We start from the raw sequence: 10,553 nt of genomic DNA on the forward strand, positions 1-10,553 counted from the left end.
AGAAGTCCGACAGCGGCGGGGACGGGAGTGACGGCATCACGTCCGCTCTCCGGATCGTAGCTGTGGAACTGGCCGCCCAAGATGTCGATCCAGAGCAGGCGCTGACGCCGCGCGCTCCAGACAGGGCTTTCGCCAATGATTGCCTGGGTTCTTGCCGTGATCTTGATACGTCCGGTCATGTCCTTGGCTCCCGCGCGAGGACCGCGATCCGATCCCATGCCGCAGCCACTGCGGCCGGAGTGTCAGCCCGGACCGCGCACAAGTCGCGCGGATAGTCCACCCCTTCGGCTTCGGCCGCGCGGGTTGCATGGAACTGGCTGTTCGCCGCCCGCAGAATCCAGCCCCCTTCCGTGCAGGCGCCCGACGCAAGGAAGGCGACACCCGGCGCGACGGCTTCGGGCTTCAGCTCGTCCGGCTCGCCCTCGACGCCCCACATCCGGGTCTTTGCGACCGGAGATGCCGCGTTGACGACGATGCCGTGCGCAGCCCCTTCGTCCGCCAGCACGTTGACGATGCCCACGGCGGCCATCTTGGCTGCGGCGTAAGAGGCAAGGCCCTTCTGGACATATTGCGGATAAAGGGCGCGGCAGGAGGTGGTCAGCACGATCCGGCCATAGCCAGCCTCGCGCATGACGGGCCATGTGGCTTGGGCAATCCAAAGCGGGGCCTTCGCCATAATCGCCATCATGTGGTCGAAGGACGTCTCCTGCACCTCCTCGACCCGCTCATAGCCGACCCACCCCGCATTGTGGATCACGGCATCGAGGCGGCCGTTCACCGCAAGGCAATCACGCACCAAGGTATGGCAAGCGTCGCGGCTATGGATCGGGGCGTGGAAGGGATGCGCGTCAATCCGTTCGTGGCGAAGGCTTGCGGCCGCGTTTTCCGCAATCGTCTTGTCTGTCCCAGTTCCGTCAGTATCCGCCCCGACATCGTGCAGCAGAACGGTCGCGCCCAGTTGGCCAACCGCTCGTGCATAAGCAAAGCCCAAGCCCTGCCCCGCTCCGGTTATCAGCACTGCGCGCCCGGTAAAATCTGGTTGGTTCATCATGGCATCCTCCATTGCGCGGAGGATGGCGTAGCCTTTACGATACGTCCAATACCGAAGATGAGGGTCCATGATATGCCTGATGTATCAAATGCGGCACAGTCCACGCGAGGCATGATCGACCTGCGCAAGATGGAGCAGTTCGTCGCTGTTGCGGAGGAAGGTCATTTCCACCGCGCCGCGCATCGCCTCGGTATGTCGCAGCCGCCTTTGACGGTGGCGATAAGACGGCTGGAAGAAGATCTGGGTGTGGTCCTGATCGAGCGGGGCGGCAACCGGATCAGCGGCCTGACCGACGCAGGGCAGGCGTTCCTTCGTGAAGCGCGCGAGACGCTGCGGCAGGCACATTATTCTATCCACATGGCGCGCGAGACAGCAGCCGGTCGTACTGGCCTTGTCAGACTCAGCTATGTCGGAAGCGCGCTTTATGGGCGGCTGCCAGACGCGATTAGGGCTTTCCGTCAAGCGCGACCCGATGTGCGGCTAGAATTGCGCGAGGCGACTACGGCAAGTCAGATCGTCGGCCTCCAGGACGGCACGCTGGACGCGGCGGTTGTCATTCCTCCACTGGCAGATGCGGCCGGGATCGAGTTGCACGGCTTTGACCATGATCGGCTCTGCATGGCCCTGCCTGTAGATCATCCTCTGGCAAGCCAAACTGGGCTAACCCTTGCCGACCTCGCAGATGAAGCTTTCGTTCTATGGCCGATGATAGAGGGACGAGGCTTCTATCTTCAGGCAATCCGGTTGTGCGCGAATGCCAGCTTCACCCCCCACGTCGCGCAAGAGGCGCACGGCATGCATGCTGTTCTTTCTCTCGTCGCAGTTGGTGCGGGTGTGTCCATCGTTCCAGAAAGCATGGCGAGCTTTCGACCGGATCGCATTGCTTATCGGCAAATAGAAGAGGTGGAAGGGGCGTTCGAGCTTTGCCTTGCGGTGCAGATGCCAAACCCTGCGACCAAGGCTTTCGTGGAAATAGCTACCAGCTGGTTAAAGGGCGCTAAGCTCGAAGCCCGGTGAGGGTCACTGAACGTCCGCCAAGGAATCGGAGCCGACTTGTGACGATGCAGCGCTGTCGTTCATGCGCCGCCCCACAGGCGTCAGGCAACGTCGGCCCGTTGCTGTAGCAATGACGCCACCTGTCCGCCAAGCGTGAGGGGCTTTACTGCCATCGCGCTATCCGACAGCTGCGGTCTATTTGTGCACCGCACTCCTGAAGGCAGCGGAAAGCGCCGCAAGTGCATCGTGCGATCGATCATCATTAACCCGTGTGTGCAGCACAATCGGTAAGCGCGGCAAATCGGGAAGCCCAAGCTTGGGGCCTACATCAATCGCACCGAATGGTAGCATGCGCCGCGCCAGTGCAGAAACGCCCATCCCGGCCATAACAGCTGCTGAGACTGCTGCAACACCGCCGCCGACAAAGACTTCCGTCCAGGGTACGCCTGCCTCATCGAGAAGGTGTTCAGCCATAATGCGCACGCCGCAAGGTTCAGGCATCGTAGCGACGGGCAAGGGCTCACCCACTCGATGCTGCCATTCCTGAGCTGCATACCAGCCGAATTTTTCTTTGGTTAGATATTCCCCATCATTTCGTCCGTCATGTTGACGGACGATCACCGTGTCCAGTTCGCGGCGGTCGAAGCTTTGAAGAAGGTCGCTTGAAGAGCCGATCCGGATTTCAATCAGCAGATGCGGATCCTGCTTGTTCATGCCCGCTATCAGCGCAGGAAGTTCAGGTCCCGCAACATGATCGCTGATGCCGATGGTAAGTCGTTGGCGGGATGTCGTAAGAGCGGCGAAGGCGCGATCATGAACCTCGAGAAGCTCGCGAGCATGTTCCAGGAAAGCTGCTCCCTTTCCCGAAAGCTGTACATGCCGTGGCGTCCGCTCCAGAAGCTTGCAGCCGAGTTTCTCCTCGAGCCGCTTCAACTTCAGGCTGACTGTGGATTGCGTCGTTTGCATAGCCTCAGCTGCACGCGTGAAGCTACCGAGTTCGGCGATACGGATGAATGTCTGAACTGCGTCCAGATCGAGGGGATGTTTTGCCATTTAAAAATTCAATTTCTGATATTTCTAGTCATTCCATATCGGCATGGATAAGCAATATCCAGAATAAAGTCCGTACAATCTGGAGAGCACCCACGATGCCACTCGTTCATATCTCTCTGCGCGCCGGAAAGCCGGAAGCCTATCGTCAGACGATCTTTGATGGTCTCTATCGTGCGATGCACGAAGAGTTCGATGTCCCGGAAGACGATCAGTTTATGACCATCACGGAGCATGTTGCTGCAAATTTTCGCTATGGCGCATCATACCTCGGAATCGCCCGAAGCGACGATCTCGTGTTCATCCAGATCACGGCGAACAACACACGCGCGTCCGAGCAGAAGAAGGCGCTGTTTCAACGGATCGTTGAGGTGCTGGCTGAGGATCCCGGTATCCGACCGGAGGATGTGTTCGTGAGTCTTGTCGAAGTCGAAAAAGAGAATTGGTCGCTCGGCAACGGCATTGCGCAGTATGCCTGAACGAATACTCACTACGATAACCTCAAAGCATTATCAGCCAGCTTCAACGTACATCACGGCTCTGCCACACCTTACTGCGCCGAGACCGGGGGTGGTTCTACTCAAACTGGCTCGGTCCTGGATGATTGGTTTGACCGGTCTCTTCGATGGCCTGCTCAAGAATCCGCCGATAGCCGGTTTTCGTCATCCATTTCGCGCGGGCGAGATGGCTTTCCCAGCAGCGCCGCGTTCGCGCGACATCGGAAGCGGGATCGCGATGCAGTACGATCCGGGCCACCTCGGTCCAGTCCGCGCCTTCCGCGTCGGCATCGAGCAGGCGCAGATAAGTCACGAAATGCTGCTCATCGTAGATGGTAATGTCGGGGCCGGTCGGGGCCTCGTCATCGACATCGGGATCGAGTTCCGGCCTGACACGCATTGATTCGTCTCCCTCTCCCTTCAGGGTGATGTCCGCGGTGCGCCCCCGCAAACCATCCTTGTCACCCTGGTGATCGGGGAGTTCGAAACCGTCACGAAACGGCCCCGTGGCCTTTAGGCGGGCAGCCCTGGACATGCGCCACGGGCTCCCCGACCATAAGGTCAAGGAGTGTGGTGCCGTTCTGGCCAACACCAGCCATTCGTGAGGGGTTTCGACGCCCCGGAGCAGCGCGTCTGCTCTGCGCTCAATCTATCGCGCTTGAAAGCCGAACGTAACCCGGTTTCTGAAGGTACTTGCTAAGGGCGCTGCCCTCGCGCGGCACAAGAAAACTCTCCGGCCTTTCGCGGCATAAACGGCTCGCCCCCCGCAAGCGGGTCCCCTCCATTTATTCCACGGTGCCAAAGACTTTCCTTGCACCTTGCTACCCCGGTCTCGCCGACGGGCAAGGGTTCAGGAGCGGCGCTTCGCTTCTCCGAACCCCAAACCCGAAAGGAAGAAAGACATGACCGGAAACGCCAATACCCCCCGCAACGTGATTTTCAATGCCGATTGCATCCAGGCGATGCGCTCTTTCGACAGGGCATCCGTGGATTTCATCCTGACCGACCCGCCCTATCTGGTGAACTACCGCAGCCGCGACGGCAGGAAGGTGGCGAACGACGACAATGCCCGTTGGCTTCGCCCCGCGTTCAACCAGATGCACCGCGTTTTGAAGGATGGCGGTTTCGCCGTTTCATTCTACGGCTGGAACAAGGTCGATCTGTTCATGGACGCATGGAAGGCGGCGGGCTTCCGCGTTGTCGGGCATATCGTGTTCCGCAAGCGTTATGCGTCATCGGCGAAGTTCCTGCGCTATCAGCACGAACAGGCTTACTTGCTGGCGAAGGGCAATGTTTCCCTGCCCGATAATCCCATCCCGGACGTGATCGACTTCCCCTATGCGGGCAACAAACTGCACCCGACGCAAAAGCCGGTCGAGGCGTTGCGCCCGTTGATCGAGGTTTTCACGACGCCCGGCGATATTGTGCTGGACCCGTTCAGCGGCAGCGGTTCCACCTTGGCCGCAGCGCAGCAGCTTGGCCGCGACTGGATCGGCGTCGAGCTGGACAGTCGGCATCATGAGACGGCCAGCAAGCGGCTTGCGTGGATGCAGCAGCAGCACGGCAAGGCGGCGGCATGAGCCGCCCTTCATTCCCGGACAGACAGAAAGAGGATTTTACAATGCGCTGGATCGTGACCGCCGATTATTGGGGAAACTGCCTTGGCATGGGAGAGGATGAGGATGGTGTTCCCGCCCGTGGGAAACGCGAACAGGGCGACGCCCTGCCGATGGAGTTCTGGCTGTGTGACGCGAAGGAAAATGTGGTGTTCGAGGGCCGTTGCGGCGACATAGACGCGGACTGGTGGTACGGCTTCGAACCGCTGATGGCGACCTGGAACACGTTCCGTTGCCGTCGCCTCTATTATCGCCGCGCGGGAACGAAAGACGCCTGGCGCCCGCTCAGGCAGCCATAGGCCATCTGAAATCGCGTGGCCGGCAAGCCGGCCACGCGGCCATGGACCAATCAGCAGTAGCGGCAAATTTCCGCCGATCCATGCCGGATCGGCGGTCGTCGCGCGTCCCAAGGGTTCGCGCGACACAAAAACGCGCTCGCCGGGCACAGCCCGGCTCGCAAGTCGGAAGCGAAAAGATTAAACGGAAGTAATAAAGCTAAATTATCAATTTAGGTGATCCGGTTATCTGTATATATTGGCTACCGTTATTTCCGATCGTCGTGAAGGCTTCTTTATCCAGGTGGTGATCCGAGCCGCCCGGTATAGGGAGGTGACGCTATGCTGTTGAGCATAGACTGGCGTGCATCGGCGGCTTACAGGCACGCGAACAGCATTCCCGCCGCCGGTTTCGCCTGGGAATATCTGCGACGCGACGAGGACTATCACCGCGACTTTCGCGCCATGGCGCGGAAGAAGACACCGCCGCCCCACCGGCTGGAGGCATTTTCCCAGCGCTGGGGGTTGCGATTTCCCGTGTGACCCTGAAACGCCTGCCGATCGGCAATCCCTGTTCTGGACTCCGGGACTTCAGCCACAGGCGGTAAAGCTGTCGCTGACCCCGGAGGCGGACAAAAGCGGAGCCTCTGCCTTCGCGCATCTGTCGGGGTTTGACCTGCGACAGGCCAGTGACGGCTGGCACGGTCTCTGGCACGCGGATGGCGTAACCCATCAGATCTGGATGCCCGAGGATTCGCTCCATGGGGCGAGCATCCACGAGGTCCGCCTGCCATGGGATGCCTTCTTCGAGCTGCGTATCCATGCGGCGCGGCGCTTCTGGCGCGCGTTCCACGGTCGCCGGACAGGTCCGGACTTCCGCAGGATGCCCGGGCAGATGCGGCAACTGCATATCCTGTCCCTGCGTGCGCTCGATGCCCGGCTTCAGGGAGAAAGTCACCGCAGGATCGCCGAAGTGCTGCTGGGGTTTCACGGCGACAAGACCGACTGGGAGAACGATCCGCGCAGAAACAAGGCCCGCCGTCTCGTCGCCCATGGCTTTGCCATGATGAAAGGCGGATATCGTTTGCTTCTCCATTACCCGATCAAATCGCCCCTTCAGTAAACGCGCCCGCGATTGCCGTCAGAGGGGGGCCGTAAAAGCATACACGCAAATACGGCCCGCTACAGACCGTCGTTCCCCCGCCATGGTTCGCCACAGCCCGCTGCTGTCGCCCGACAGCCGCCTGTTCAACGAACCCGAGGTGATCCATGTCCGATCTTCTGGAGGGCCTGCCGCCCCGATTCCTGCGCACCAAGGAAGCCGCGCGCTTCCTGGGCATTTCACTGCGCACCCTTGAGAAACACCGCACCTACGGCACCGGCCCGCTCTATCGCAAGATCGGCGGCCGCGTCGTCTATGCCGTCGACGATCTCGACGCCTGGACCGCTATCGGCGCCCGAAAATCCCCGAAGGATCGCGATGCCGGAACAGTGTTTCCCGCGCGGCCTCTGACGCCCGAAGAACAGACCGGGTTCTGAATGCTGCGCGACAACGAGCATATCCGCGCGCGACCGGACGGACAAAGCGAACGTAGCCGTCTCGATCCTTTCGTGGTCGCCACAGGCGACGCGCCGCCGCGCGATCAGCGTGACCTGATGGAGCGGCCATTCTTTTCGCTGGGCAAACGCCCACGTCTGAAACCAATTCTCTACAAGGCCGCAGACACAGAAGTGCAGGTCTTCGCCCTGCCCGAATATGGCATGGCGACCATCTGGGATGCCGATGTCCTCATCTGGGCCGCGTCGCAGATCGTAGCAGCCGAGAACAACGGCATCCCTACATCGCGTTTCTTCCGCTTCACGCCGTATCAGTTGCTACGCGCCATCGGTCGGCCGACCGGAAATCACCAGTATCTGTTGTTAAAGGCAGCGCTCGCCCGTCTGCAATCCACCGTCATCGCCACCACCATTCGAAACGGCATGCATTGGCGGCGGCGGCAATTCTCATGGATCAATGAGTGGGAGGAAATGACGACGCGTGCGGGCCGCGTCGAGGGCATGGAGTTCGTCCTGCCCGAATGGTTTTATACCAGCGTCGTTGATCGTTCGCTCGTCCTGACCATCGACCCGGCCTATTTCCGGCTGACTGGCGGCATCGAGCGTTGGCTTTACCGTGTCGCCCGCAAGCACGCCGGACACCAGCCCGAGGGCTGGGCTTTCGAGATCCGTCATCTTCACGAAAAGTCTGGCAGCCTCGCACGACCGTCCGACTTCGCACTCGACCTGCGCTGCATCGCCACCCGTCAGCCGTTGCCTGGATACCGGCTCGAAATCGAGTGGGAGGACAGGCGCGAACTGCTGCGTTTTCGCCCCGAAAACTTATCCACAGTGCCTGTGGGTAACCCTGTTAAACCTATCGGCAGATTAGGCGCAAACAGTATCGGCACATTAGGCGCAAATCGCACCGCGCACTTTATAGAAGACTCTAACAGAGAATCTAACTCTTCTTCTTTGACGCGCGCGCAAGCGAGCCATGGTGCCGGTGCCACCCGTCGAGGTGCGCCATGATGCGCGCCCTCGACCTGTTCAGCGCGGCGGCCGGAGGCTGGTCGCTCGGCCTGCACCGCGCCGGATTCCTCACCATAGCTGCCTGCGAAATCGTCGAGTGGCGGCGCATCCTTTACGCAGAGAACAATCCCCATGTCCGCATCTACGACGACATCCGTGGGCTCACGGCAACTCGACTTGTTTCCGATCTTGGATACCTTCCCGACATCATCGTCGGCAGCCCGCCGTGCCAGGACATCTCCAGCGCCAACACCAAGGGCAAGGGGATCGAAGGCGAACGGTCGGGCCTCTACCTCGAAGCCGTCCGTCTGGTCGGAGATTGCCGCCCTCGCTGGTTCGCTTTTGAGAACAGCGCTAATCTCAGAACTCGCGGCGCTGACCGGCTGCTCGGCGAGCTGGAAGCGCTCGGCTACGCCACGGAACCGTGCGTGGTGGGTGCTTCGGACGTCGGCGCCAACCATGTCCGCAAGCGATCATGGCTCATCGGCTACGATCCCGAACAGCTTGCCCACACCCGTCTCGCAATCCCAGCAGGGAGGATTGCGGATGGAGGGAGGATCGGGCGCACGCCGGGCGATGAAGGAATCCGGCCTTTACGACCTGTTCCGCAATCGTTCGCTGCCGACTCCGATGGCCTCGGACGGGATGAGGGACGGTGCGGGCGGCGGAGCGGGATCGACATACCCGCTGCGGATGATCCTCGCCACGCCACGGAAGACCGACGCGGATCGAGGCGGCCGGGGCGACGTGTTGAGCCAGTTGCAGGGCCACGCCAGTCGTCACGCGGGCATGATGCCGACGCCGGTGAAGCCAAACGGCGGCCGCAGATTGAGCGCGCAGGAGATCGAGACGGGCAAGCGGGCAAACGGTGCGAAGGCGCAGATCGACACGCCGAACCTGTTGCGCCACGCGGCGGAAACCCTGCCGACGCCGACGAAACGGGACAGCCGCATGGACGCCTGGAGCCCCGCCTACGATCGGCGGAAATCCCCGACGATGGATGCGGTGATGGACGGTGCGATGACCGATCGCGCGCCGGACAAATGGGCGGGAGCGCGGGCACTGGCGGCGATGCTGCGGAGCCATGGGCTGACTGGAACGGCGGCATTGCCCATCACCTACGGCTGGATGATGGGTTTTCCGCCTGGCTGGCTGACACGCGCATTGCGCTCGGCAGTCGCAAAGGGACTGCTGCGGCCAGCCTGATCGTCGAAGCCTTCGGCGACGCCGTTCTTCCGCAAATCCCCGAAGCCATCGGCCGCGGCATTCTGCGCACCGAAGCCGCGCTCGATGCGGTGCTTACGCGTGGCCCACAGCACATCCCTGGAGACGAACCATGACCCGGCGCGCCCATGGCAGTGCGCACGGCCGTCCGCTGCCGGACGGACCCGCGCCCTTTACCACACTGGTCGAACTGACCTTCCAGAAGCAGAAGATCGAACACTGGATCAGGTTCGGCCGCAAGAGCTACGAACAGATTCTCGATCGCCGCCGCAGCGTCGTCGGCTTCGCACCGGAAAGCATATTTGCCTTCGTGCGATGGGCAGCCAATGAGCATGGCACGATCATCTCGCGCATCGATATTGTGCGGGCCATTGGCCGCGGAGAGCCGTTCCAGACGTTACCTTTCGTGCGCCCCGGTGGCGACATCCTGTTGCGCCTCGACGGCTGGCCGAAGGTGCAGCGCGCGCTTTCGGCCATCGACGCCGTGGAAGCGCTCGGCCTCGATCCGGCCGATGTATCGCCGGATTATTGGCGGCACGTTCATAACCGGTTGAGGGCCGGTCTTGAGCCGCACGCCTATACGCCGGAGCGACACGCCGCCTGGGTGAGCCGTCGGAGGATCGCGCCATGACGCGCCGTCGCATCCTCACGGTGACGGTGCTGGCCGTGATGGGCGTCACCGCTACCAGCGCCATCGAGACGCCGGCGAAACTGATCTGGAATCTGACGGCGAGCGCGCCCATTGGCCTCTACACGATCGCTCCGGCCGACCGGATCGAGGTGCCCGAGCTGGTCGCCGTCATGCCGCCCGAACCGCTCGCGGCTTTCATGGCCGAACGCGGCTATGTCGGGCATGGCGTGCCGCTGCTGAAGCGTGTCGTCGGCTTACCGGGGCAACAGGTTTGCCGTGCCGGCCGCACGATCACGGTAGACGGCATCAGGATGGGCGAGGCATTGGAACGCGACCGCATGGACCGCGTATTGCCCGTCTGGCTGGGCTGCCGTGTTGTCGCCGATGGCGAACTCTTCCTCATGAATGGGCAAGTCCGCGACAGCCTCGACGGCCGTTATTTCGGCCCCATCCCCGCAAGCTCGGTCATCGGCCGGGTATTGCCGCTCTGGACCGACGAGGACGGCGACGGTCGCTACGAATGGCGCGCCCGATCACGGTGATGGGCGCACTGAAATCTCCCTCCATCCACAACAGAAGGAGCTTTTCCATGGCGAATATTGGCGCATTCCAGAAGACTGACGGCGGCTATTCCGGCCGCATTCG

Annotated in this window: 15 protein-coding genes; 11 read left to right on the top strand and 4 right to left on the bottom strand. The window is 61.6% G+C overall.

Going from position 1 to position 10,553, the window contains the following annotated elements:
- Window positions 1–218 (bottom strand): SMP-30/gluconolactonase/LRE family protein (locus QZ638_RS23385; protein ID WP_366936261.1); only part of this gene is annotated, 218 nt, incomplete at its 3' end.
- On the bottom strand, window positions 176–1,051 hold the full coding sequence (locus QZ638_RS19240) for an SDR family NAD(P)-dependent oxidoreductase (RefSeq protein WP_295813517.1): 876 nt from the start codon (window positions 1,049–1,051) through the stop codon (window positions 176–178). The genes QZ638_RS23385 and QZ638_RS19240, both read right to left, overlap by 43 nt.
- Window positions 1,052–1,162: 111 nt before the next feature.
- On the opposite strand from QZ638_RS19240, the gene QZ638_RS19245 reads away from it, so the two are divergent.
- Entirely contained in the window at window positions 1,163–2,068 is a 906-nt protein-coding gene (locus QZ638_RS19245) for a LysR family transcriptional regulator (protein WP_295813518.1), read from the top strand.
- Between the two features lie 174 nt (window positions 2,069–2,242).
- Here the strand turns inward: QZ638_RS19245 and QZ638_RS19250 are convergent, their stop codons facing one another.
- Window positions 2,243–3,100 carry a LysR substrate-binding domain-containing protein gene (locus QZ638_RS19250; protein WP_295813519.1) on the bottom strand — a complete coding sequence of 286 codons (858 nt, stop codon included), beginning with the start codon at window positions 3,098–3,100 and terminating at the stop codon, window positions 2,243–2,245.
- Between the two features lie 95 nt (window positions 3,101–3,195).
- Between QZ638_RS19250 and QZ638_RS19255 the strand changes: the two genes are divergently transcribed.
- A complete protein-coding gene (locus tag QZ638_RS19255) occupies window positions 3,196–3,576 on the top strand; it encodes a tautomerase family protein (protein WP_295813520.1) in 381 nt (126 codons plus the stop codon).
- Between the two features lie 97 nt (window positions 3,577–3,673).
- Here QZ638_RS19255 and QZ638_RS19260 read toward each other — a convergent pair whose 3' ends face one another.
- Window positions 3,674–3,994 carry a DUF2285 domain-containing protein gene (locus QZ638_RS19260; protein ID WP_295813530.1) on the bottom strand — a complete coding sequence of 107 codons (321 nt, stop codon included), beginning with the start codon at window positions 3,992–3,994 and terminating at the stop codon, window positions 3,674–3,676.
- 502 nt (window positions 3,995–4,496) lie between these two features.
- Here QZ638_RS19260 and QZ638_RS19265 point away from each other — a divergent pair.
- The 9 genes from QZ638_RS19265 to QZ638_RS19305 all read left to right on the top strand — a co-directional run bounded on the left by QZ638_RS19265 (window position 4,497) and on the right by QZ638_RS19305 (window position 10,450).
- Window positions 4,497–5,174 (top strand): DNA methyltransferase, encoded by a 678-nt coding sequence (locus QZ638_RS19265; RefSeq protein ID WP_295813521.1) that lies wholly within the window; start codon window positions 4,497–4,499, stop codon window positions 5,172–5,174.
- 41 nt (window positions 5,175–5,215) lie between these two features.
- On the top strand, window positions 5,216–5,509 hold the full coding sequence (locus QZ638_RS19270) for a hypothetical protein (protein WP_295813522.1): 294 nt from the start codon (window positions 5,216–5,218) through the stop codon (window positions 5,507–5,509).
- Window positions 5,510–5,827: 318 nt separating this feature from the next.
- Complete coding sequence (locus QZ638_RS19275; RefSeq protein ID WP_295813523.1) at window positions 5,828–6,028, top strand: DUF6499 domain-containing protein; 201 nt, start codon at window positions 5,828–5,830, stop codon at window positions 6,026–6,028.
- 199 nt (window positions 6,029–6,227) lie between these two features.
- Window positions 6,228–6,608, top strand: coding sequence for a DUF2285 domain-containing protein (locus QZ638_RS19280; protein ID WP_295813524.1), 381 nt, complete (start codon window positions 6,228–6,230; stop codon window positions 6,606–6,608).
- A 146-nt stretch (window positions 6,609–6,754) separates the two neighbouring features.
- Window positions 6,755–7,024, top strand: a complete 270-nt coding sequence (locus QZ638_RS19285; protein WP_295813525.1) for a helix-turn-helix domain-containing protein — start codon at window positions 6,755–6,757, stop codon at window positions 7,022–7,024.
- Window positions 7,025–8,053, top strand: a complete 1,029-nt coding sequence (locus tag QZ638_RS19290; protein ID WP_295813526.1) for a replication initiator protein A — start codon at window positions 7,025–7,027, stop codon at window positions 8,051–8,053.
- Window positions 8,050–9,393 (top strand): DNA cytosine methyltransferase, encoded by a 1,344-nt coding sequence (locus tag QZ638_RS19295; RefSeq protein ID WP_295813527.1) that lies wholly within the window; start codon window positions 8,050–8,052, stop codon window positions 9,391–9,393. The genes QZ638_RS19290 and QZ638_RS19295 overlap by 4 nt, the downstream gene beginning before the upstream one ends.
- Entirely contained in the window at window positions 9,390–9,908 is a 519-nt protein-coding gene (locus QZ638_RS19300; protein WP_295813528.1) for a DUF2840 domain-containing protein, read from the top strand. Before QZ638_RS19295 ends, QZ638_RS19300 begins: the two co-directional genes overlap by 4 nt.
- Entirely contained in the window at window positions 9,905–10,450 is a 546-nt protein-coding gene (locus QZ638_RS19305; protein WP_295813529.1) for a S26 family signal peptidase, read from the top strand. Before QZ638_RS19300 ends, QZ638_RS19305 begins: the two co-directional genes overlap by 4 nt.
- Window positions 10,451–10,553: the final 103 nt, after the last annotated feature.

This window comes from uncultured Nitratireductor sp., from assembly GCF_913053745.1.
Classification (GTDB): domain Bacteria; phylum Pseudomonadota; class Alphaproteobacteria; order Rhizobiales; family Rhizobiaceae; genus Nitratireductor.